Origin of the sequence: Devosia sp. 67-54 (assembly GCF_001899075.1) — a bacterium.
Lineage (GTDB): Bacteria > Pseudomonadota > Alphaproteobacteria > Rhizobiales > Devosiaceae > Devosia_A.
This window is the reverse complement of sequence record NZ_MKVA01000003.1, coordinates 248,576-270,236: the sequence shown is the minus strand read 5'-3', so window position 1 is coordinate 270,236 and position 21,661 is coordinate 248,576. Positions and strand designations below refer to the sequence as shown.

The 21,661-nt window shown below is 67.4% G+C and carries 20 protein-coding genes; 13 read left to right on the top strand and 7 right to left on the bottom strand.

The genetic code is table 11. The features are described from left to right. Positions 1 to 35 precede the first annotated feature (35 nt). From BGO82_RS03965 to BGO82_RS03905, 13 genes are all read left to right on the top strand, one after another. On the top strand, positions 36 to 209 hold the full coding sequence (locus BGO82_RS03965) for a hypothetical protein (protein WP_291304250.1): 174 nt from the start codon (positions 36 to 38) through the stop codon (positions 207 to 209). Continuing rightward, the gene (locus BGO82_RS03960; RefSeq protein ID WP_291304249.1) at positions 206 to 1,075 is read left to right on the top strand and encodes an SMP-30/gluconolactonase/LRE family protein; all 870 of its coding nucleotides are present in this window, start codon (positions 206 to 208) and stop codon (positions 1,073 to 1,075) included. The genes BGO82_RS03965 and BGO82_RS03960 overlap by 4 nt, the downstream gene beginning before the upstream one ends. A 146-nt stretch (positions 1,076 to 1,221) precedes the next feature. After that, a complete protein-coding gene (locus tag BGO82_RS03955; RefSeq protein ID WP_291304248.1) occupies positions 1,222 to 1,740 on the top strand; it encodes a hypothetical protein in 519 nt (172 codons plus the stop codon). Positions 1,741 to 1,776: 36 nt separating this feature from the next. Beyond that, complete coding sequence (locus tag BGO82_RS03950; RefSeq protein WP_291304247.1) at positions 1,777 to 2,514, top strand: ABC transporter ATP-binding protein; 738 nt, start codon at positions 1,777 to 1,779, stop codon at positions 2,512 to 2,514. Continuing rightward, positions 2,511 to 5,057, top strand: a complete 2,547-nt coding sequence (locus tag BGO82_RS03945; protein WP_291304246.1) for an FtsX-like permease family protein — start codon at positions 2,511 to 2,513, stop codon at positions 5,055 to 5,057. Before BGO82_RS03950 ends, BGO82_RS03945 begins: the two co-directional genes overlap by 4 nt. Positions 5,058 to 5,263: 206 nt before the next feature. Then, positions 5,264 to 5,896 (top strand): GntR family transcriptional regulator, encoded by a 633-nt coding sequence (locus tag BGO82_RS03940; protein ID WP_291304245.1) that lies wholly within the window; start codon positions 5,264 to 5,266, stop codon positions 5,894 to 5,896. After that, a complete protein-coding gene (locus BGO82_RS03935) occupies positions 5,893 to 6,846 on the top strand; it encodes an alpha/beta hydrolase (protein WP_291304244.1) in 954 nt (317 codons plus the stop codon). Before BGO82_RS03940 ends, BGO82_RS03935 begins: the two co-directional genes overlap by 4 nt. Continuing rightward, positions 6,836 to 8,056 (top strand): sugar ABC transporter substrate-binding protein, encoded by a 1,221-nt coding sequence (locus BGO82_RS03930; RefSeq protein ID WP_291304243.1) that lies wholly within the window; start codon positions 6,836 to 6,838, stop codon positions 8,054 to 8,056. Before BGO82_RS03935 ends, BGO82_RS03930 begins: the two co-directional genes overlap by 11 nt. A gap of 59 nt (positions 8,057 to 8,115) precedes the next feature. Then, positions 8,116 to 9,000 carry a sugar ABC transporter permease gene (locus BGO82_RS03925; protein ID WP_291304242.1) on the top strand — a complete coding sequence of 295 codons (885 nt, stop codon included), beginning with the start codon at positions 8,116 to 8,118 and terminating at the stop codon, positions 8,998 to 9,000. After that, positions 8,997 to 9,833: a carbohydrate ABC transporter permease gene (locus BGO82_RS03920; RefSeq protein WP_291304241.1), complete on the top strand. Its 837-nt coding sequence runs from the start codon at positions 8,997 to 8,999 to the stop codon at positions 9,831 to 9,833. The genes BGO82_RS03925 and BGO82_RS03920 overlap by 4 nt, the downstream gene beginning before the upstream one ends. Next, a complete protein-coding gene (locus tag BGO82_RS03915) occupies positions 9,830 to 10,714 on the top strand; it encodes a sugar phosphate isomerase/epimerase family protein (protein WP_291304240.1) in 885 nt (294 codons plus the stop codon). The genes BGO82_RS03920 and BGO82_RS03915 overlap by 4 nt, the downstream gene beginning before the upstream one ends. Then, entirely contained in the window at positions 10,711 to 11,709 is a 999-nt protein-coding gene (locus BGO82_RS03910) for a Gfo/Idh/MocA family oxidoreductase (protein ID WP_291304239.1), read from the top strand. The genes BGO82_RS03915 and BGO82_RS03910 overlap by 4 nt, the downstream gene beginning before the upstream one ends. Further along, positions 11,706 to 12,686, top strand: a complete 981-nt coding sequence (locus BGO82_RS03905) for a Gfo/Idh/MocA family oxidoreductase (RefSeq protein ID WP_291304238.1) — start codon at positions 11,706 to 11,708, stop codon at positions 12,684 to 12,686. The genes BGO82_RS03910 and BGO82_RS03905 overlap by 4 nt, the downstream gene beginning before the upstream one ends. A gap of 27 nt (positions 12,687 to 12,713) precedes the next feature. Here the strand turns inward: BGO82_RS03905 and BGO82_RS03900 are convergent, their stop codons facing one another. The 7 genes from BGO82_RS03900 to BGO82_RS03870 are packed head-to-tail and all read right to left on the bottom strand — an operon-like array spanning position 12,714 to position 21,633. Beyond that, positions 12,714 to 12,995 carry a hypothetical protein gene (locus BGO82_RS03900; RefSeq protein WP_291304237.1) on the bottom strand — a complete coding sequence of 94 codons (282 nt, stop codon included), beginning with the start codon at positions 12,993 to 12,995 and terminating at the stop codon, positions 12,714 to 12,716. A 5-nt stretch (positions 12,996 to 13,000) separates the two neighbouring features. Further along, positions 13,001 to 13,723, bottom strand: a complete 723-nt coding sequence (locus tag BGO82_RS03895) for a peptidylprolyl isomerase (protein ID WP_291304236.1) — start codon at positions 13,721 to 13,723, stop codon at positions 13,001 to 13,003. Continuing rightward, the gene (gene narI / locus BGO82_RS03890) at positions 13,720 to 14,436 is read right to left on the bottom strand and encodes a respiratory nitrate reductase subunit gamma (protein WP_291304235.1); all 717 of its coding nucleotides are present in this window, start codon (positions 14,434 to 14,436) and stop codon (positions 13,720 to 13,722) included. The genes BGO82_RS03895 and narI overlap by 4 nt, the downstream gene beginning before the upstream one ends. Further along, a complete protein-coding gene (narJ, locus tag BGO82_RS03885) occupies positions 14,426 to 15,079 on the bottom strand; it encodes a nitrate reductase molybdenum cofactor assembly chaperone (RefSeq protein ID WP_291304234.1) in 654 nt (217 codons plus the stop codon). Before narJ ends, narI begins: the two co-directional genes overlap by 11 nt. Positions 15,080 to 15,089: 10 nt before the next feature. Beyond that, the gene (gene narH / locus BGO82_RS03880) at positions 15,090 to 16,622 is read right to left on the bottom strand and encodes a nitrate reductase subunit beta (protein WP_291304233.1); all 1,533 of its coding nucleotides are present in this window, start codon (positions 16,620 to 16,622) and stop codon (positions 15,090 to 15,092) included. After that, complete coding sequence (locus BGO82_RS03875) at positions 16,622 to 20,377, bottom strand: nitrate reductase subunit alpha (RefSeq protein ID WP_291304232.1); 3,756 nt, start codon at positions 20,375 to 20,377, stop codon at positions 16,622 to 16,624. The genes narH and BGO82_RS03875 overlap by 1 nt, the downstream gene beginning before the upstream one ends. 14 nt (positions 20,378 to 20,391) lie before the next feature. Then, entirely contained in the window at positions 20,392 to 21,633 is a 1,242-nt protein-coding gene (locus tag BGO82_RS03870) for an MFS transporter (protein ID WP_291304231.1), read from the bottom strand. Positions 21,634 to 21,661: the final 28 nt, after the last annotated feature.

Genomic DNA, 21,661 nt, shown 5'->3' with positions numbered 1-21,661 from the left:
CAGATAGCCCTTCGGGCGTCATCCTGCCGGTGCCGATGCCGACCAATGTGTGCTTCGGCGGACCCGACTGGCGCACCATGTATGTCACCAGCGCCTATCTGCGCCTGCCCCCCGGCCTGTCGACCCTCGCCCCGCTCTCGGGCGCGGTCTTTGCCGTCAGGAGCGCCGTCCCAGGCCTTCCCGCGCGCGTCTTCGGTGCCGGATCGTGAACCGGGTGCGCCTCGCGCAGGCCGAGCAGGCGGTCACCGGCGAAAGCCCGCTGTGGGACGATCGCCGCCAGGTGCTGTGGTGGATCGACATCCAGGGCAAGCGCCTGCTGGGCTGGCGGGACAGCGGCTCCCTACCCGCTTTGGCGCTGCCCTCGGAGCCCGGGCTCGTCGCCTTGTCCGAAGATGGCGGTCTCGTTCTCGGGCTGGAGGACGGGCTCTGGCGCTACATCCCCGAGCGCGGCGAACTGACCCTGCTGACGCCGATCGAACACGGCCGCCCCGGCGTCCGACTCAACGACGGCAAGCCGGATCGGCAGGGCCGGCTGTGGTTCGGCTCCATGGACAAGAGCGGCTCCGGCGTCCCGGTGGGCCGGCTCTACTGCCGGTATCCCGGCGGGGACGTTCGCATCGTCCGCGAGGAGGTCCGGGTTCCCAACGCGATCGCCGTCTCGCCGGATGGCTCGACGCTGTACTTTTCGGATTCGCCCTCGCAGGAGGTTCTTGCCTTCGACCTCGATCCGGCCAGCGGCGAATTGGGCGACGCCCGCCTGTTCGCGCGCTTCGAGGGCAACGAGAAGCCGGACGGGACTGCCGTCGACGCCCAGGGCGACGTCTGGATCGCGGTGGTGCATGGCGCCCGCGTCGCCCGCCTGGATCGGCATGGCGTCGAGGTCGAAGCGATTGCCGTGCCGGTGTCGAAGCCGACGATGCCGGCGTTCGGCAGGGCCGACCGGCGGACGCTGTTCGTGACCAGCCAGCGGCGCTTTCTCGACCAGGACGAACTGATCCGGCAACCGGCCGCGGGCGGCCTGCTGGCCGTCGAGGTGGACAGGGCCGGGCTTCCGGCCTTTTCCGTGCGCCTGTAGCGCGGATGCAACCGCCGGGCCTGACGATGCCGCGGCCCCTGCCGGAGCAGGGGGCTGTTGTGTATTATGCCACCCTTCTATAGTCGTACCCGACGCCGTTGCTTCAGCTTGCGGCCAGGCGGACACTGCCTCGGAGAACAGCGTAGATGAAGAACTTCACGTGGCAGCTTGTCGCTCTTGGTGTTTTCGGCCTGGCTGCGGCCGGTCCTGCCTATGCCGGCCCCAAGGAAATGGCCCTGCTCTCCAACTACATCGGGGAGTGGAGCGGCTCGAGCGCGCTGATCGGCGGTGAGACGCCGGAGCCATTCTCCTGCCGGCTGACGATCAACAAGGGCAACCAGTCCAAGATCAACTATGCCGGGCGCTGCACCCTGACGACGATGAACCTGTCGGTCACCGGCACCATCGCCTTCGACGATGCGACGCGGACCTACCAGGCCGTCATGGGCTCCAATGCGGGCTACAAGGGCGTCGCGGTCGGACGCGTCAATGGCGACAAGATCACCTTCGATCTGTCCGAGAAGGAATCCGATCGTGCCGGCAATGCGGTCCGGCTCGGGGCGCAGATCATTCTCGTCGGCTCGAACTCGATCACCGTGAACTACCAGGTGGAGTTCAACGACTCGGGTAAGGTGCTCACCGCTTCAGTGCCGTTCACGAAATAGACGGCGCTGTCGACGCACAGGATGGGGGCGTAGTCCGTGGCCGAGCCGATGCGCACCACCGCACCTGAAGGGCGCGGCGCTCCGTCTGCCGCGCTGGTGGCCGTCGCCGGTGTCGACTACACGCTCAAGGTCGGCTCGGCGCCGCTGCACATCCTGCGCGACGTGTCGTTCGACGTCGCGGCCGCGCAGGTGGTCGCGATCGTCGGGCCTTCGGGCAGCGGCAAGACGTCATTGCTGATGCTGCTGGGCGGACTCGAGCGTCCCACCAAGGGCAAGGTGGCGATTGCCGGGCAGGATCTCACCGGCCTCTCCGAGGACGCGCTTGCAGCGTTCCGGCGCAAGACCGTGGGCATCGTGTTCCAGAGCTTCTACCTCATTCCCTCCCTGTCGGCGCAGGACAATGTCAGCCTGGCGCTCGAGATCGCCGAGCCGGGACTGGCGCTTGCCGAGGCGCGGACGCGCTCCGCCGCCGCGCTCGCGGCTGTCGGGCTCGGCGACCGCATCCATCATCGTCCGGCAGCGCTGTCGGGGGGCGAACAGCAGCGCGTCGCCCTGGCGCGGGCCCTGATCGCGCGGCCCAAGCTGCTTTTGGCGGACGAGCCCACCGGCAACCTCGACCAGAACACCGGCGCGCAGGTCATCGAGCTGATGTTCGATCTGGCCCGGCAGCAGCAGGCCGCGGTGATCTTCGTGACGCACGATCCGGGGCTCGCCGCGCGCGCCGACCGCGTGCTCACCATGACGCGCGGCGAGCTCACAGAAGACAGAAAATGAGGCGCGGCGTCTGGGCGGCCATCACGCTGGGGCTGTTGGACATGCGCGGCGACATCCGCCGCTTCGGGCTCCTGATCGCCTGCCTCGCCGTCGGAACCGCCCTCATCGCGGGCGTCAGCTCGGTCGGCGCCAGCATCCGGCAGGCGGTCGAGCGCGACGCCGCGGTGATCGTCGGCGGCGACGTGGAGCTGTCGCGCGCCGATCGGCCGGCGACGCCGGACGAGCTCGCCAAGATCGCAAGCTTCGGCAAGGTCGCCGTCGCTATCGACACCAATGTGCGGGCGCAGTCGGACGCGAACGACGCCTTCGTCGATCTGGTTTCGGTGGGCGAAGGCTATCCGCTGGTCGGCCGCGTCGACGCCGACGGGCTGCCGGCGGACACGCAGCCTTTCGCCTTTCTGGGGCGGCGCGACGGCAGCTTCGGAGCGCTGGTCGATCCCCTGCTGCTCGACAAGCTGCACACCAGGGTCGGCGACAACATCGAGCTCGCGGGCACCGCGTTCCAGGTCCGCGGCACCCTCGGCAAGCTGCCGGACAGCGCGGTTCGCGGCTTTCGCCTCGGCCTGCCCGTGCTCATCAGCACCGAGGGCTTCGCGGCGCTGGCGGACACCACCTCGCCCCTCCCCGGGCTGGGCACCTACTACCGCTACAAGGTGCTGTCGGCGACGCACGACGCCGAGCAGTTGCGCACCGGCCTCGCGGCGGCCCTCGGCGACACCGGATGGACCATCCGGACGCCACGCGACGCGCTCGGGGCGATGGTGCATTACTACGACCTGTTCATGCGCTTCCTGGTGATCGTCGGGCTCGCCTCGCTGCTCGTCGGCGGGGTCAGCGTGTGGACCGTGGTTTCGTCCTATATTTCCGAACGCTCGACCGTGATCGCGGTAATGCGCAGCGTGGGCGCCAGCCGGGCGCGCATTTTCCTGCATTTCTTCGCGCAGGTCGCCGCGCTCGGACTGGCCGGAGTCGGCGCGGGGATCGTCGTCGGCGCGGCCGTGGGCCTGCTTGCCCTGCCGATCGTCGGCCAGGCCATCGGCGTCCCCCTGGCGCCGACTCTCTATCCGCAGCCGCTCGCGGTGGCCGCGGCCGTCGGCCTCGTGACGGCGTTCGCCTTCTCCTATCTGCCGCTGCAGCAGGCGCTCAACATCAAGCCGGTGATCCTGTTCCGCGCCAAGGGGCTCGCCTCGCCCTTCGCCTGGCGCGGCCTCGTGGGCTCGCCGCAGATCATCCCGGTGGTTGTCTCGGCGATCGCCTTCATCTGGCTGGCCATCGTCATGACGGACGATGTCACGCTGGTCGCGGCCTTCGCGGCGATGAGCGTCGTCGCGGTCGTCATCCTGCGGCTCGCCACGGGATTCGCCCGGGCGGGGCTGCGCCGCTTGCCGGAGTCGGCCAACGCCGTGCTGCGGCGTGCCCTGCGCGAGATTTCGGGGCCGGACTCGAATGCGCCCTCGGTGGTCATCTCCATCGGCATGGCGCTGGCGATGCTGATCGTCGTCCTCGCGCTCGAGACCAACCTCAGCAACGAATACCTGGGCGCCTCGGCCTTCGACGTGCCGAGCTTCGTCGCCTCTGATCTGTTCTCGGACGAAGCCGCCAAGCTGAAGGCACTGCAGGCCGAGGACAGCGACATCACCGACGTCACCACCACCCCGATGCTGCGCGGCGCCGTGACCGCCGTGAACGACACGCCGGTGGCGGCCCTCAAGCCGCACGGCTCCGAAGCGCTGTTCCTGCTGTCCGGCGATATTCCGATCACCTACCGAAGCGAGCTGCCGAAAGCCTCCAAGCTGGTCGAAGGCGATTGGTGGCCCGCCGACTACAGCGGTCCGCCGCTCGTCTCGCTGCATCAGAGCCTGCGGTCGGGCCTCGGCCTGAAGGTCGGCGACAAGGTCAGCTTCGACATCTTCGGCGACAGCATCACCGCGACGATCGCCAATTTCCGGGACTATTCCTGGCAGGGCGGCATCGACTTCCTCGTCGCCTTCTCGCCCGGGGTGCTGGAAACCTATCCCGCGACTCTCCTCGGCGCCGTGAAGGCCGCGCCGGGACGGGAAGAGGCGGTCGAACGCAGTCTCGCCGCGACGCTTCCCGACGTTCGTTTCGTCGCGATAGGAGAGACGCTCGACCAGATCACCAAGGCGCTCGGCCAATTGTCGCTGGCGGCCACATCGGTTGGCGGGCTTGCTGTCGGCAACGGCCTGCTGGTGCTGATCGGCAGCCTCGCGAGCGGGCGGCAGCAGCGCCGGGCAGATGCGCTCATCACCAAGGTGCTCGGCGCCTCGCAGCTCGAAATCATCGCGGTCTTCGCGCTGCAATATCTGCTGCTGGCGGTATTTGCCGCCGTTCTCGCCACGGCTCTGGGCCTCGCGGCGGCATGGGGGCTGACGCTGGCGCTGCTCGACGTCGAGTTCACGGTCAATAGCGGGGTGCTGGCGGCGATCATCGTCGGGGCGGTCGCCATCGTCGCCGCCCTCGGCGCCACCACGGTGCTCGGCGCCTTCCGCACCGCCCCCGCGCGCCTCCTGCGCGAACTCTAGCCGCGCCACCGGCCGCGACTGCCGGGCACGCGCCTCCAGCCGAGCACCCGCGCTCGGAGGGCTATCCGCTCGCCCGCCCGAATCACCGGATTACGGCGAACCCCACCTCTCGAGACCACAGACGCATCCCGCGGACCCGCGAAACCAACTCCACCCCTTGCGCCTCGCTCCAATATCGATATTGATAATGATAATGGAGGTTCCAAATGCGGCGGCGCGACGCCATCTATTCCACGCTCAAACGGCAGATCGTTCTCAACGAGCTGAAGCCCGGCAAGGTGCTCACCGAGCTCGCCATCGCCGCCGACCTCGGCTCGAGCCAGGGGCCGGTGCGCGAGGCGCTGATGCGCCTGCAGGAGGATGGGCTGGTGCAGCGCAGCGGCCATCGCGGCACCACCGTCACGCCCCTCAATCCCGAGGAAGCGGCGGAAATCCTGGCCTTGCGCCGCCGCATCGAGGTTCGCGCCGCGCCGCGCGCTATGCGCGCCGTCGACGACGCGGCGCTGAAGCGCCTGGCGCGACTGATCGAGCTGATGGGCGAGGCCGCCGCGGCCGACGACGCCTATGCGCTGATCGAGCACGACACCGAGTTCCACCTCGAAATCTTCCGCCTCGCCGACCTGCAGGCCCTCGAGCAGATCCTGGTGCGCTGCATCCTGCATTCGCATCGCCAGAAGCTGTGGGAGCCGCGGCATCGCCGTCCGCTCGCCGCGGCCGTCGCCCGGCACGACATCCTGCTCGAGCTGGTGCGTCACCGCGACGGCGACGGCCTCGCCAATGCGCTGGGGCAGCACATCGACACCATCGTCCAGATCGAGCCGCAGCGAGCCGCGTCATGACGCCCTTCATCGATCCGGACATGCTGCCGATCCTCGAGGAGATGCGCGCCGCACCGCCGGTCGACTACGCCGGCATGCCGATCGCCGACGCCCGCCGGATCTTCGACACCGGCGCTGCCTATTGGCGCGCCCTGAGCCCGGTGAACGTCCTGGCGGAGGACCTGACCCTCCCCGGCGCGTCCGGCCCGATGCGCGCCCGGCTCTACCGTCCGAGCGCGACGGGCACGCTGCCGCTCGTCGTCTATGTGCATGGCGGCGGCTGGACCTTCGGCTCGGTCGATTCGCACGAAAACGAGATGCGCTACCTGGCGCTCGGCGCCAACGCCGCCGTGCTCGGCTTCGACTACCGGCTGGCGCCGGAAGCGCCGTTTCCGGCGCCGCTCGACGATACGCTCGCCGCCATCGCCGCGGCCCGCAGCGGCCGCCTCGCCGGCAAGGCCGACACCACGCGCTGGGCGATCGCCGGCGACTCCGCCGGCGCCCATCTCGCCCTCGCCGCGATGCTGTCGGCGCGCGCGGCGGGTGACGATCTTCCGGTCGCCGCCGGCCTGCTCTACGGCTGCTACGCGCCGCGCTTCGACAACGAGAGCAATGCCCTGTTCGGCGGCGGCGATTTCGGCCTCTCCAACGCACGCATGCGCTGGTACTGGGCCAATCTGCTGGGCGGCGCGGCACCCGGCCTCCTCTCGGCGCCACTCGATGCCGATTTCGCCGGCCTGCCGCCCGCTTATCTTCTGGCCGCCGGCCTCGATCCGCTGCGCGACGACACGCTGCAGCTCGCCGAGCGGTTCGCCACGGCCGGCGTTGCGCACGAGCTCGTCACCGTGCCCGGCGTCATCCACGGCTTTCTCGGCCGTGCCGCACGGCTGCCCGCCGCGCAGCGCGCCCTGCGCGACGCCGGGGCCTTTCTGTCAGCGAAACTAAATGGGAGGACCAACAATGGAACGTAGGACATTCATCAAGCTCAGCGGCGCCACCGCGCTGGCGAGCACGCTGGCGGTGCCGGCCCGCGCCCAGTCGGCGACGACGGTGCGCTGGTGGTACCATTTCGACAATCCGCAGGCGACGCCCGCCGATCTCGTCGCCAAGTTCGAGGCGGCCAACCCGGACATCAAGATCAAGGCCGAGTCGATCCCGTGGGGCGGCGGCAACGACTACTACACCCGGCTGTTCGCGGCGCTCATCGCCGGCAACGGTCCCGACTGCGCCATGGTCAAGCTCAACAACCAGGCGCGCCTGCTCGAGATGCAGGCGCTGGCGCCGATCGACGACATGGTGGCCAAATGGGATGCGCGCAGCGACATTCCCGACAACATCTGGACGCTGACCAAGGCGACCGACGGCAAGCAGTACTACCTGCCGCTGCAATATGCGGTGATCTACCTCTACTACCGCCCCGACCTGTTCAAGGCGGCCGGCGTCGAGCCGCCCAAGACGTTCGAGGAGTTCCGCACTGCCGCCAAGGCGCTGACCAAGGATGGCGTGTTCGGCTTCGGCATGCGCGGCGGCGCCGGCGGCGTCGACAATTGGGGGCCGTTCGTGCTCGGCGGCGGCGCCAATTTCAACAAGGGCGGCATGGTCTCGGATGCGGCGCTCGCGGCCAACCGCACCTATGTCGGCTTCGCCACCGAGGGCAAGGTGGTGCCGCCCTCGGCGCCGACCGACGGCTTCCAGCAGATCGTCGCCAACTTCAAGGCGGGCCGCACCGCCATGTGCATCCACCATGTCGGCTCGGCCAACGACATTGTGGCGACGCTCGGCGACAACGTCTCGGCAGTCCCCGTGCCGCGCAGTGCCGACGGCAAGGGCTGGACGCTGTTCGGCGACGAATCGAGCGCGGTGTTCTCGGCCAGCAAGAATGCGGACGCCGCGTTCAAATGGATCAGCTTCCTGTCGACGGCGGAAAACAACGCCGCCTTCGTCAATCTGACCGGCCAGCTCTCGGTGACCAATGCGGGCGCCAAGCTCGACACCAGCCATCCGGCGCGCTTCGTCGAGGCCAGCGTCGCCTCGCTGCCGATCGCCGGCGTGCTGCCGGACTCGCCCAAGACGGCCGACTTCACCGGCAAGGTATGGCCGACCAACATGCAGCAGGCGCTGCTCGGGCAGATCACGCCCGATGCCATGATGCAGGCCTTCGAAGCCCTGTTCAACGGCTGACGACAGCGCGGGAGGCAGCCATCCGGCGCCTCCCGCTTCCTATTCCCATGCAGTTCGCAATGACGTCAGCACGCCGCCATCTCCTGCCCTACTGGTTCCTCGCCCCGGCGCTGCTCATCGAGCTGGCGATCATCCTCTATCCGGTGCTGCAGACGGCCTGGATGAGCCTGCACGACTATGTGCTGTTCCGTCCCAACAACGCGCCGTTCATCGCGCTCGGCAATTTCATCCGCGCCGCCAACGACCCGGTGTTCTGGCTGTCGCTGGGCAATTCGCTGATCTGGATCGTCGGCATCATCGCGGTGCAGTTCGTGCTCGGGCTCGGCACGGCGCTCCTGCTCAACCAGAGCTTCTGGTGGCGCGGCGTCGCGCGCGCGCTGGTGGTGATCCCATGGGCCCTGCCCAGCGTCATCATCGGGCTGATGTGGACCTGGATGTACGACTACAATCTGGGCGTCATCAACGACGTGCTGCTGCGCATCGGCCTCATCCACGAGCCGATCGCCTGGCTGGCGCGCCCCGACACCACCCTGCCCTCGATCATGCTGGCGCTGGTCTGGCAGGGCTTCCCGTTCTTCGCCGTGACCATCCTCGCCGGGCTGCAGACCGTGTCGCGCGAATTGCTCGAGGCCGCCGAGATCGACGGCGCCACGCGCTTCCAGCGGCTGCGCCTCGTGGTGCTGCCCTCCATCGCGCAGGTGCTGGCGACGGTGCTGCTGCTGCGCACCATCTGGGTCGCCAATTCGCTCGACGTCATCCTGGTGATGACCGGCGGCGGGCCGGGCTACGCCAGCTACACCCTGCCGCTTTACGCCTTTCTCGAGGCCTATTCGAGCATGCAGTTCGGCTATGGCGCGGCGCTGTCGCTGATCCTCACCGTGCTGCTGCTGTTCGTCGTCTATGCCTATGTGCGGCGCGCCGCCGCGGCGGAGATCGCCAAATGATCGAGCGCCGCTCCCGCCTCACCCGCATCCTCACGGTCGAGCTGCCGATCCTGGTGATCGTCGCCTTCGCCATCGCCCCTTACGTCTGGATGGTGCTGACGTCGATCAAGCCGGACGCCGACATCACCGTGTTCCCGGTGCGCTACCTGCCGCAGCAGGTGACGTTCGGGCACTATCAGGTGCTGCTCGAACAGACGAGCTTTCTCGGCAACCTGCTGAACAGCCTCGTCATCGCGCTGGGCGCCGTCGCGCTCGGGCTCTTCGCCAGCATTCCGGCGGCCTATGCCTTCTCGCGCTTCCGCTTCCGCGGCCGGCAGGTGCTGATGACGCAGTTCCTCGTCATCAACCTGTTCCCCGTGGTGCTGCTGATCATCCCGCTGTTCGTGATGATGCGCAGCCTCGGCCTGCTCGATACGCATCTGGGCATCATCCTCGGACACGCGACCTTCGCCATCCCGTTCTCGGTGTGGATGCTCACCAGCTACATGAGCGGCATCCCGCCCGAGCTCGACGAGGCGGCCATGATGGACGGCGCCACGCGGCTGCAGGCCATCGTCCTGGTGATCCTGCCGCTGCTGATGCCCGGCGTCGTCACCACGGGAATCTACATCTTCGTGACCTCGTGGAACGAATACCTCTTCGCCATGATGCTGTCGGGCGATGCCGTACGCACCGTCACGGTTGCGCTGCAGCTCTTCATCGGCGAATTCACGGTCCAATGGGGCCTGCTCACCGCCGGCGGCACGCTGGTGGCGCTCCCCGTGACCATTCTCTTTCTCATCGTGCAGAGGCGGCTCGTCGGCGGTCTCACGGCCGGAGCGGTAAAATCATGACCAACACCATAGGCATCATCTCGGCGCTCTATGCGCGCCCGTTCACGCGCGAGCATTTCGGCGCCTTCGCGCGGGCAAAAGCCGCCGGCTGCGACTTCGTCGAATTGCTGGTGCCCGAACCCGGCGAGCTCGATCTCGAGGCAACGCGAAAGGCACTGGCCGGCCAAGGCCTCGGTGTCGCCCTCGCAGCGCGCGTCAATCTGCAGCGCGACCTCGCGAGCAGCGATGCCGCCTGCCATGAGGCAGGCGTCCGCTATCTCGAATCGTGCGTCCAGATCGCCGGCAGGCTCGGCGCCACCATCGTCGGCGGGCCGCTCTACGGGGCGCCGCTGGTGTTCGCCGGCCGCGCCCCCGCTCCGGTCGAGGAGTCCGAGCGGCAGCGCCGCCTCGATCGCATCGTGGATGGGCTGCGCCGGGCCGGCAAGGTCGCGGCCGATGCCGGCGTCAAGCTCGCCATCGAGCCACTGAACCGCTTCGAGACCGACATCGCCAACACCACCGGACACGGCCTGCAACTGGTCGAGGCGGTCGGCTCGCCCGCCGTCGGCCTGATGCTCGACACCTTCCACATGAACATGGAGGATTACTCCATCACCGACTCCATCCGCCGCGCCGCGCCACACCTCATCCACTTCCAGGCCTGCGAGAACAATCGCGGCTATGTCGGCGCCGGACACATCGACTGGCCGGACGTGGCGCGCACCCTTGCCGCCATCGGCTATCGTGGCGCCATCACGCTCGAGCCGTTCCGGCGCAACGACGAACGCGCCGGCGTACCGTTGGCGCAATGGCGGCCACCCGATGGCAGCGAGGACGCCCAGCTCGCCCACTCCGTGGCCTTCCTGCGCGCCACGCTCGACTATGCCTGGAGGCAGCAATGAGCCGGCTTCGCATCGGCTGGATCGGCTGCGGCACGCACGCCAACGAGATGCTGCTGCCGCAGCTCACGCGCTTCGACGTGGCCCTCGCCGCCCTGTGCGACATCGACGAGGGCCGGCTGACGCGCACCGGCGACCGCTTCGGCGTTGCCCCCGAGAACCGCCTGCGCGACTGGCGCGCCCTCCTCGCCCGTACCGATCTCGACGCGCTCGTCGTCGCGGCCGGTCCGCAGATTCATTTCGAGGTCGCGCTCGCGGCGGTGGCGCGGCGGCTGCCGGTGTTCATCGAAAAGCCGCCGGCGCCGACCGCTGCCGATGCCGAGCGCCTGGCCCAGGCCGCGGACGCAGCGGGCGTCCCCGTCGTGGTCGGCTTCATGAAGCGCTATTCGACGGCCAACCGCATCGCCCTCAACCTCGTTCATGCCGAGGAATTCGGCGTTCCCGCCTCCTTCCTCGGCGAATACATGACTGCGCCGACCTATTTCGCCGGCGACCCGGACTACACCGGCTTCTACCTCCACCATTGCGTGCACTATTTCGACCTCGTGCCGCTGCTGATGGGCGAGGTCGCCCACATCTCCAGCCGCCGGCACGAGCTGGCGCCCGGCAAGCTGCTGCTGCACGTCGATTTCCGCTTCACCTCCGGCGGCATCGGTACGCTGGTGCTCGGCACCCACCAGTCGCGCGCGACGCCGATGGAGTGGTGGCAGGTGATGGGCGACCATCGCCGCGTCGAGGTGCGCAACGTGCACGAGGTCCGCTATTTCCGCGCGCCGGCGTTCAAGGTCAGCGACCCGGCGGCGACATTGTCGCCCGAGCAGGACACGCTGATCTGGGAGCCCAACCTCACCGTCGCCGCCAACGAAGACCACAAGGGCTACCACGCATTGTTCGCCGATTTCCTCGCCGTCCTCCGCGGCGAGCGGGCGGCGGCGCCGACAGCGGCCGACGGCGCCCGCGCCATGCGGCTCATGGAAACGGCACTGGCATCGACATGAGCACTCTCCGCTGGGGCATATTGGCGACCGGAAACATCGCCGAAAAGTTCGTCACCGACCTGCAATTGACCGGCCACGCGGTGGTGGCCGTCGGGTCGCGCTCCCCCGACAAGGCCGCCGCCTTCGCGTCCCGCTTCGGCCTCGCCCGCGCCCACGGCAGCTACGAGGCTCTGGTCGCAGACCCGGAGGTGGACGCGGTCTATGTCGCGACACCGCATCCCATGCACGCACCAGCCGCGAGACTCGCTATCGCTGCGGGCAAGCACGTTCTCGTCGAAAAGCCTTTCGCGCTTAACGCAATGGAGGCCACCGACCTCGTGGAGCGCGCCGCGAGCCGCGGAGTCGTGCTGCTGGAGGCGATGTGGATGCGGTTCCTGCCGCACATGGCGAAGGTGCGCGAGCTGCTTGCCGCCGGGGCCATCGGCACGCCGCGGACGCTGGTCGCGACGCATACGCGGCACCTGTCGAGCGATCCGCGGCACCGGCTGAACGATCCGGCGCTCGGCGGCGGCGCCCTGCTCGATCTCGGCGTCTATCCGGTATCGTTCGCCGTCGACATGCTCGGCGCGCCCACCGCGATTACAGCCAGCGCCCGCTTCAAGCCCACCGGCGTGGACGCCGAAGTCGCGGCGACCTTCCGCCATGCGGGCGGCGCGGTGTCGATGATCTTGTGCGCGAGCGACACCGAAGGGCCCAATACCGCGCAGATCACCGGCACCGACGGCTACATCGAGCTCGATCCGATCTGGCTCATGCCGACCACGCTCAGGCTGTTCGACAGCAAGCGTACGCTGCGCGACACCTACACGCCCGACTTCACAGGCCGGGGCCTGCACTACCAGGCCGCCGAGCTCGAACGCCTGGTAGATGCCGCCAGGTTCGAAAGCCCGATCCTGCCACCGGCACAAACCGTCGCCGTCATGCAGGCCCTCGACACCATCCGCGCCCAGATCGGCCTGCACTACCCCTCGGAGTGAACGCGGCGGCGACAGGCCGATGAGCGTTCATCGTGACATCGGCGGCGTGCTGGCCCAGCGCAGGATGCTTTGCACCGCGGCGAGGCCGGGATCGTCGGCGCGGCGCATCACGGTCAGCAGTTGCATCCATAGATCGTCGTCGGCGGTCTCGAGGAATTCCCGCACAGCGCCTGCGGCGAAATCCTCGATGCGCATCGAACAGCGCGCCGCATGGCGTTCCAGATGGTCGCGCTCAGGCGGAGCCAGCGTGGCGAGCACGGCCTCCACCACCTCCGGCCGGTCGAGTTGTGCGACGAGCTCGCCGAGCATTCTGCCTATTGCACCAGCGGCGTGGCGGCGGCCTCGAGCGTCGCGCCGACGACCTGCGCCTGCCCGGCGAGCAGGCTCACATATTGCCGCAGCGCGCGCTCCTCGACACCGGCGCTCAGCCGGCGCGCGACCTGTTCTTTCGCCACCTCGAAGGGCAGCCGCTCGCCGAGGACGACCTTGTCGACGGCAACGATGTGGAAGCCGAACCGGGTCTTGACGACGTCGCGGAGCAGCCCCTTGTTGCCCGGATGAAACAGCACGCGGTCGAACTCCGGCACCGTGTCGCCGCGGCCCAGTTGCCCCAGATTGCCGTCCTGTGCTCCGGAGGAACAGTTGGAGAGCTCGCGCGCCATCTCACCGAAGCGTTCCGGTTCGCGCAGCAGCGTGTTGAGGGTGGCCTCGGCCTTCGCGCGCATCAGCGGCACGTTCACGCCGGGCGTCACCTGGAACAGGATGTGGCGGGCGTAGGCAAGGTCGGCGCTGCGAAAGTCCAGGGGATGGCCGTCGTAGTAGCGGCGGCACTCCGCCTCGGTCGGCTCCGGCGTGCGCACCTCGGCAGCCAGCAATTGCTCGATGGCGCCGCTCACTGCCTCCTCGTCGTCCTCATCGTCCGCCAAGAGGCCGAGGGCGACCGCCCGTTGCCGCAGCAGCTCGCGGGCGGCAGCCATCTCGCTGGTCTCCCCGGCCACCGGCTCGACGGCGACGCCGTTGACGAGGACGGTCGTCATGTCCGCGACACCTTCTTGCTGCGGCGATCCGGCGTGCGGACGATCTGGTAAGGCCGGAACAGATAGGCCAGCGAGCCGATACCGCTCCAGATATGCACCATGCGCGTGAACGGCGAGATCAGGAAGATGCTGAAGCCGAGCAGCACGTGCAGCTTGTAGACCAGCGGCACGTCGAGCATCAGCGACGCCGCGCCGGCGTTGAAGGTGACGATGCCGCTCACATAGGCGCTCAACTGCGCGAACATGACGCCGTCCATGTGCTGGGCCGAAAGCGGCACTGTGCTCAGCCCCAGAGCGAGCTGCAGCCAGAGCATGATGATGACCACGAAGTCCATCTTGCGGCTGTTGAGCCTCAGGCGCGGATCGACGATGCGGCGATGGATGACGATCGACAGCCCGATGATCGCAATCACCCCGGCGATGCCGCCGGCCACCATGGCGACCAGCTGATGCTGGGCCGGGCTCAGGGCCCAGTCGACCGCCCAGGCCGGCGACAGGAAGCCGACGAAATGGCCGATGACCACCGTCAGGACCCCGTAGTGGAACAGGTTGGATCCGGACCGCAGCCGACCGCGGCGCAGGATCTGCGAGGAATCGCTCTTCCAAGTGTACGGCTCCCGGTCGAAGCGGATGAGGCTGCCCAGCAGCAGCACCACGAGGCAGATGTAGGGATAGACCCCGAACAGGAAGGTGTTGAGGTACTCATTCGACATCGCGGCCTCCTGCTGCATTCGTCCCCTGGGCACTGGCTCGGACGAGCGGCGCGCCGGCAAAGGCCGGCTCCTCGCGCCACTCCTTGTCGATCGAATCCGGCCGCTCGTTGGCGATCGGCACCGTCGCGGCATCGAGCGGCGTCTCGCCGGCGATCGCCAGCAGCGCCTGCAGCACCGCCGCATAGGGACTGCGGCGCGAGATCAGCGCCCGGTCGATCACCTTGAGGATGTGCGCGCAGTCGGCGAGCATGTCGCGCGCCTCGTCGAGCTCGCGGCAGCTCAGATATTCGAGCACCACCGGCAGGTAGTCCGGCAGCTCGGTGCTGGTGAGCTCGTAGCCGGCGGCGGCATACAGAGATTTGAGTTCGACCATGGCGGAGCCGCGGTCGCGGCTGTCCCCATGCAGATGCTCGAACAGATGCAGCGACAGCGCCCGGCCGCGATCGAAGAGATCGCTGTAGCGCTCCTCGGCGTCGAGCAGATCGCCCTCCCCCAGGCCGGCGATCAAGGCCAGCAGGGCGTCTCGTTCCGCGGGCGCGACCAGGGCCGAGCCGCGGACGAATTCGGCCATCTCAGGCAGCGCCGCCCGCATCTCGGCGGTGGGATAGGACAGCAGCGCGCTGAATACCCGCAGCACCAGCATCACGCCCCCCTCACGTATCGAGCGGCCGGATGGGCGTCAGCTTGCGCCGGCCCATCTGCCCGCCGAACAGGCTCGAATGCGGCTCGCCAGCGTCGCAGCCATTGCCGAAGCTGAAGCCGCAGGCGCCACGCACGCCATAGGCGTCCTCGGCCATCTCCTTGTGGCCGGTGGGAATGACGAAGCGATCCTCGTAATTGGCGATGGCGAGATAGCGATGCATGTCCTCGGCCATCTGCGGGCTGAGGCCCGCCTGCGCGAGCACCGACATGCCGTCGCCCTCGCCCAGCTGGCGCTGGCGGAAATGGATGCGCATGGCCAGCAGCCGCTCGAGCGCCGACACGATCGGCTCCTCGGCGCCCGCCGTCAGCAGATTGGCGAGATAGCGCACGGGGATGCGCAGCGAGCGCACGTCGGGGATTTCCCCGACCGTCTCGATGGCGCCGGCATTGGCATGCGACTGGATCGGCGACAGCGGCGGCACATACCAGACCATCGGCAAGGTCCGGTATTCGGGATGCAGCGGGAAAGCGATCTTCCACTCCACCGCCATCTTGTAGGCGGGCGAGCGCTGCGCGGCCTCGATCCAGTTCTCGGCGATGCCGTCGGCGCGGGCCTGGGCAATCACCGCGGGGTCGTTCGGGTCGAGGAACAGCTTGAGCTGCGCCTCGTAGAGGTCGGCCTCGTCCGCCACCGACGCCGCCTCCTCGATGCGGTCGGCATCGTACAACAGCACGCCGAGGTAGCGGATACGTCCGACGCAGGTTTCCGAGCAGACGGTCGGCTGGCCAGCTTCGATGCGCGGGTAGCAGAAGATGCACTTCTCGGCCTTCCCCGAGGTCCAGTTGTAGTAGATTTTCTTGTACGGGCAGCCCGACACACACATGCGCCAGCCGCGGCACTTGTCCTGGTCGATGAGGACGATGCCGTCTTCCTCGCGCTTGTAGATCGAGCCGGACGGACAGGACGCGACGCAGGCCGGATTGAGGCAGTGTTCGCACAGCCGCGGCAGGTACATCATGAAGGTGTTTTCGAACTGCCCGTAGATGTCCTTCTGCACGCCCTCGAAATTGTAGTCCTTGGAGCGCTTGTCGAATTCGCCGCCGAGGATCTCCTCCCAGTTGGGGCCCCACTCGATCTTGTCCATCGGCTTGCCCGAGACCAGCGACAGCGGCCGTGCCACGGGCGAGGTCGGCAGCTCCGGCGCCTTCTGCAGGTGCTCGTAGTCGAAGGTGAAGGGCTCGTAGTAGTCGTCGATCTCGGGGAGCGCCGGGTTGGCGAAGATCTTGGCGAGAATCGTCAGCTTGCCGCCCTGCTTGGGAACAATCTTGCCGTTCTTCTTGCGCCGCCAGCCGCCCTGCCAGCGCTCCTGGTTTTCCCAGTCCTTGGGATAGCCGATGCCGGGCTTGGTCTCGACGTTGTTGAACCAGGCATATTCCATGCCCTGACGTGACGTCCAAACCTGCTTGCAGGTGACCGAGCAGGTGTGGCACCCGATGCATTTGTCGAGGTTCAGCACCATGGCGATCTGAGCACGGATTTTCATCAGGCCTTCTCCTCGGCGGCGCGGTCGACCGGATTGGAATGGTCGAGCCACTCGACCTTGTTCAGCTTGCGCACGATGACGAACTCGTCGCGATTTGACCCGACGGTGCCGTAGTAGTTGAAGCCGTAGGAGAGCTGCGCGTACCCCCCCACCATGTGGGTCGGCTTGAGCAGCGTGCGGGTGACGGAGTTGTGGATGCCGCCGCGCAGCCCGGTGATCTGCGAGCCCGGCACGTTCACGATCTTTTCCTGCGCGTGGTACATGAGGCACATGCCCTCGTGCACGCGCTGGCTCACCACTGCCCGCGCCGTGATCGCGCCGTTGAGGTTGAACAGCTCGATCCAGTCGTTGTCGACGATGCCGGCCGCCTTCGCGTCGGTTTCCGACAGCCACACGATCGGCCCGCCGCGCGACAGCGTCAGCATCAGCAGGTTGTCGGTGTAGGTCGAGTGGATGCCCCATTTCTGGTGCGGCGTGATGAAGTTGAGGACGATCTCCTTTTCGCCGTTGCCGCGCGTGCCCAGCATGGTGTCGACGGTACGCGTATCCACCGGCGGCCGGTACAGGGCGAAGGCCTCGCCGAAGTCGCGCAGCCAGGCATGGTCCTGGTAGAATTGCTGTCGGCCGGTGAGCGTCCGCCAGGGGATCAACTCGTTCACGTTGGTGTAGCCGGCCGTATAGCTTACATGCTCGCTCTCGATGCCCGACCAGGTGGGTGACGAGATGATCTTGCGCGGCTGCGCCTGGATGTCGCGGAACCGGATCTTTTCGTCCTCGCGCGCCGCCGCCAGATGCGCGTGTTCGCGTCCGGTGATCTTGCCGAGGGCGTCCCATGCCTTGACCGCCACCTCGCCATTGGTCTCGGGCGCCAGACAGAGGATCACCTCGGTTGCATCGATGTCGCTCTCGATGCGCGGCCGGCCCTCGGTCGCGCCCGGCTCGGTGACGCGACGGTTGAGGCCGGCGAGCCCTTCCACTTCCGCCTTGGTGTCCCAGGCGATGCCTTTGCCGCCATTGCCCAGCTTGTCCGCCAGCGGGCCGAGCGCCGTGTAGCGCTTGTAGGTGTTGGGGTAGTCGCGCTCGACCACCGTGATCTGCGGCGCCGTAACGCCCGGGATCAGATCGCACTCGCCGGCCTTCCAGTCCTTCACCTCGAACGGCTGCGCCAGTTCCGCTGGCGTGTCGTGCTGCATCGGCGTCAGTACGACGTCGCGCTCGACGCCCAGATGACCGACGGCAAGCTCCGAGAAGCGCTTGGCGATGTCCTTGTAGATCTCCCAGTCGCTGCGCGATTCCCACACCGGATCCACCGCCGCCGACAGCGGGTGGATGAAGGGATGCATGTCGGAGGTATTGAGGTCGTTCTTTTCGTACCAGGTGGCGGTCGGCAGCACGATGTCGGAATAGAGGCAACTGGTGGACATGCGGAAGTCGAGGGTCGTCACCAGGTCGAGCTTGCCCTCGGGGGCCGGATCGCGCCAGGCGACCTCCTGCGGCTTCACGTCACCGCTTTCACCCAGATCCTTGCCCTGCAGGCCATGCCTCGTGCCAAGGAAGTGCTTGAGGAAATATTCGTGCCCCTTGCCCGACGACCCGAACAGGTTGGAGCGCCAGATGAAGAGGTTGCGCGGAAAGTTCACCGGATTGTCCGGGTCTTCGCACGACATCGCCAGCGCGCCGGATTTGAGGCTTGCCGCCACATGGTCCTTGACCGCAGCTCCAGCCTTGTCTGCCGCCGCCGCCAGGGTCAGCGGATTGGCAGCGAGCTGCGGCGCGGACGGAAGCCAGCCCATGCGCTCGGCCTTCGCGTTGAGATCGATGAAGCTGCCGCGGTAGGCATCAGCATTTGCCAGCGGCGACAGCAATTCGGCGACGTCGAGCTTTTCGTAGCGCCACTGGTCGGAATGCGCGTAAAAGAACGACGTTCCGTTCATCTGCCGCGGCGGCCGCACCCAGTCGAGCGCGAAGGCCAGCATGGTCCAGCCGGTCTGCGGCCGCAGCTTTTCCTGGCCGACATAATGGGCCCAGCCGCCGCCGGATACACCGATCGTTCCGCACATCATCAGGAAATTGATGATCGAGCGGTAGTTCATGTCCTGGTGATACCAGTGGTTCATGCCGGCGCCGATGATCACCATCGAGCGGCCCTTGGTCTTTTCGGCGTTGGTGGCGAACTCCCGCGCCAGCGTGATGGCCTGTGCGGCCGAAACGCCGGTGATCTTTTCCTGCCAGGCCGGCGTATAGGGAACGTTATCGTCATAGCCCTTGGCGACGGCGCCGCCGAGACCGCGATCGAGCCCGTAATGGGCACACATCAGGTCGAAGACCGTCGCCACACGGGCTTCGCCATCGGCGAGACTGACCTTGCGCACCGGTACCTGCCGCACCAGCACGTCGCCGCCCTGGTCGTTTTCGGGAAAGCGCTCATGCGTCGTCCCGCCGAAATACGGAAAGGCAACCGGCACCGCGTCGTCGCGGCGATCGATGAGGCTCAGCGCCAGCTTCACGGTGGCGCCGGTTTCGCCGTCCTTGTCCTCGAGGTTCCAGCGGCCCGCCGGTTCGCCGTCCTTCGGCCAGCGATACCCGATCGAGCCCTGGGGAACGACGAGGTCGCCGCTGTCCTCGCCGACGGCCACGGTTTTCCAGTCGGCGCGGCCACCGGAGGGCGCGCCGACGAGATCGCTCTGGCGCACATAGCGGTCCGGCACCCAGCGTTTGCCGTCCTTGCGGAGCCGGACCAGCATCGGCATGTCGGTGTAGCGCCGCGTATAGTCCTCGAAATACGGCACCTGCCGGTCGAGAAAGAACTCCTTGAGCACGACGTGGCCCATCGCCATGGCGAGCGCCGCGTCGGTGCCCTGCTTGGGATGGAGCCATAGGTCGGAGAGCTTGGCCACCTCGGCATAGTCGGGCGTGATGGCAACGACCTTGGTGCCGTTGTACCGGGCCTCGACGAAAAAATGCGCGTCGGGCGTGCGCGTCTGCGGCACGTTGGAGCCCCAGGCGATGATGTAGCCCGAATTGTACCAGTCGGCCGATTCCGGCACGTCGGTCTGCTCGCCCCAGGTCTGCGGGCTCGAGGGCGGCAGGTCGCAATACCAGTCGTAGAACGAGAGCAGCGTTCCACCGATCAGGCTCAGATAGCGCGCACCGGAGGCGTACGAAACCATCGACATCGCAGGTATCGGCGAGAAGCCGACGACGCGATCCGGCCCCCAGGTCTTGATGGTGTGAATATTGGCGGCCGCGATGATCTCGTTGACCTCGGCCCAATGCGAGCGGACGAAGCCGCCGCGGCCGCGCATCGATTTGTAGCCGCGCGCCACCTGCGCATCGTTCACGATCGACGCCCATGCCTCGACCGGGCCCAGAGTCTTGCGCGCCTCGCGCCAGGCTCGGACCAGCCGGCTGCGGACCAGCGGATACTTGATGCGGCTGGCGCTGTAGAGGTACCAGGAATACGAAGCCCCGCGCGAGCAACCGCGCGGCTCATGGTTGGGCATGCCGGCACGCGTGCGCGGATAGTCGGTCTGCTGCGTCTCCCAGGTGACGAGGCCACCCTTGACGTAGATTTTCCAGCTGCAGGAGCCGGTGCAGTTCACGCCGTGGGTCGAGCGCACGATCTTGTCGTGCTGCCAGCGCTGGCGGTAGCCCTCCTCCCAGCGGCGATCCTCATCGCGCAGTTCGCCATGACCGTCGGCGAACGGCTCGCGCAAGCGCGACAGATAAGTGAGGCGCTCGAGAAAGTGGCTCACGTCATTCCTCCTCCCTATGGAGACTCGGCGGCCATCTCGCCCATAACGGGCGCACGCCGGACCTCCGTCAAGTAGTTGAGCATCAAGGAGACGGACACAATTCCGTAAAGCAGCATGAAGCAGCTCGAATTGATGCCAAGCATATCCAGTAGGGCTCCGAACATAATCGGCAGCAGAAACCCTCCCAGACCGCCCATCATGCCCACGACACCCGAGATCACGCCCATGGATTCGGGGTAGTCGTCACCGACATATTTGAACGTCGACGCCATGCCGCAGGCGAGCGCGACGCCGAGGATGAACAGCAGCGCCGCAAACGCCCAGGCCGGCAGCGCGATGGCAAAGCTCACCGGCCCCTTGACGGTCTGAATGGTGAAGTCGGTGTGCGGATAGGACAGGATGAACAGGCAGATCCAGGCGACCCACATCACCCACCAGGTCACGGCGTGGGCGCCGAAGCGGTCCGACAGCCAGCCGCCGAAGGCGCGGAACACGCCGGCCGGCAATGCGAAGGCGGCGGCAAACAGCGCCGCCTCGCCGACCGAGAAGCCATATTCGGACCTGAAATATTGCGGCATCCAGATCGACAGCGCGGTGAAGCCGCCGAACACGATGGAATAGTATTGGCAGTACTTCCACACGCGCGGCTCGCGCAGCACCCGGAGCTGCTCCCACAGCGGCGCCTGCGCCTTGCCCTTGCCCGGATCTGGCGCCGACAGCAGGTAGAACAGCCCCGCCGTCACCAGCAGCGCCACCGCATAAACTCGCGGCACCATCTGCCAGCCATAACCTGACATAAGTGCTGGAGCGACGAACATGTTGAGCGCCGCCCCGACGGTGCCCGCGCCGAAAACGCCCATGGCAAAACCGCGCCGCCGCTTGTCGAAAAACCGCGCCACATAAGGGGTTCCGACCGAAAACGAGGCGCCGACCAGGCCGAGCGCCAGCCCCAGCAGCAGGAATTGCCACAGCGCCGTGGCGTACGAGGAGATCCACACGGGGATGGCGCAGCCCACCAGCAGAATCAGCATCACCAGCCGGCCGCCGAGGCGATCCGTCCACACCCCCAAGGGCAGGCGAAACAACGCGCCCGACAGCACTGGCGTCGCCGTCAACAGGCCGAACTGCGTCGAGTCGAGCCCGAGCTCGCTGCGTATGGGAATGCCGGTGACGCCGAACATCAACCACACCGCGAAGCAGACAGTGAAGGCAAACGTGCTGACGATCAGCACCCGCATGCCGACGACATCGGTCATTTTCGTCGCCCCCTGGTCGCACCGGTGA

Excerpts from the sequence above, each read along its gene's own strand:
- narI (WP_291304235.1), bottom strand. The coding sequence starts at position 14,436 with ATGTCGAATGAGTACCTCAACACCTTCCTGTTCGGGGTCTATCCCTAC.
- BGO82_RS03900 (WP_291304237.1), bottom strand. The coding sequence starts at position 12,995 with ATGCTCGGCGAGCTCGTCGCACAACTCGACCGGCCGGAGGTGGTGGAG.
- BGO82_RS03870 (WP_291304231.1), bottom strand. The coding sequence starts at position 21,633 with ATGACCGATGTCGTCGGCATGCGGGTGCTGATCGTCAGCACGTTTGCC.
- BGO82_RS03920 (WP_291304241.1), top strand. The coding sequence starts at position 8,997 with ATGATCGAGCGCCGCTCCCGCCTCACCCGCATCCTCACGGTCGAGCTG.
- BGO82_RS03940 (WP_291304245.1), top strand. The coding sequence starts at position 5,264 with ATGCGGCGGCGCGACGCCATCTATTCCACGCTCAAACGGCAGATCGTT.
- BGO82_RS03965 (WP_291304250.1), top strand. The coding sequence starts at position 36 with ATGCCGACCAATGTGTGCTTCGGCGGACCCGACTGGCGCACCATGTAT.
- narJ (WP_291304234.1), bottom strand. The coding sequence starts at position 15,079 with ATGCTGGTGCTGCGGGTATTCAGCGCGCTGCTGTCCTATCCCACCGCC.
- BGO82_RS03895 (WP_291304236.1), bottom strand. The coding sequence starts at position 13,723 with ATGACGACCGTCCTCGTCAACGGCGTCGCCGTCGAGCCGGTGGCCGGG.
- BGO82_RS03930 (WP_291304243.1), top strand. The coding sequence starts at position 6,836 with ATGGAACGTAGGACATTCATCAAGCTCAGCGGCGCCACCGCGCTGGCG.
- BGO82_RS03915 (WP_291304240.1), top strand. The coding sequence starts at position 9,830 with ATGACCAACACCATAGGCATCATCTCGGCGCTCTATGCGCGCCCGTTC.
- BGO82_RS03910 (WP_291304239.1), top strand. The coding sequence starts at position 10,711 with ATGAGCCGGCTTCGCATCGGCTGGATCGGCTGCGGCACGCACGCCAAC.
- BGO82_RS03945 (WP_291304246.1), top strand. The coding sequence starts at position 2,511 with ATGAGGCGCGGCGTCTGGGCGGCCATCACGCTGGGGCTGTTGGACATG.
- BGO82_RS03905 (WP_291304238.1), top strand. The coding sequence starts at position 11,706 with ATGAGCACTCTCCGCTGGGGCATATTGGCGACCGGAAACATCGCCGAA.
- BGO82_RS03935 (WP_291304244.1), top strand. The coding sequence starts at position 5,893 with ATGACGCCCTTCATCGATCCGGACATGCTGCCGATCCTCGAGGAGATG.
- BGO82_RS03955 (WP_291304248.1), top strand. The coding sequence starts at position 1,222 with ATGAAGAACTTCACGTGGCAGCTTGTCGCTCTTGGTGTTTTCGGCCTG.
- BGO82_RS03925 (WP_291304242.1), top strand. The coding sequence starts at position 8,116 with ATGACGTCAGCACGCCGCCATCTCCTGCCCTACTGGTTCCTCGCCCCG.
- narH (WP_291304233.1), bottom strand. The coding sequence starts at position 16,622 with ATGAAAATCCGTGCTCAGATCGCCATGGTGCTGAACCTCGACAAATGC.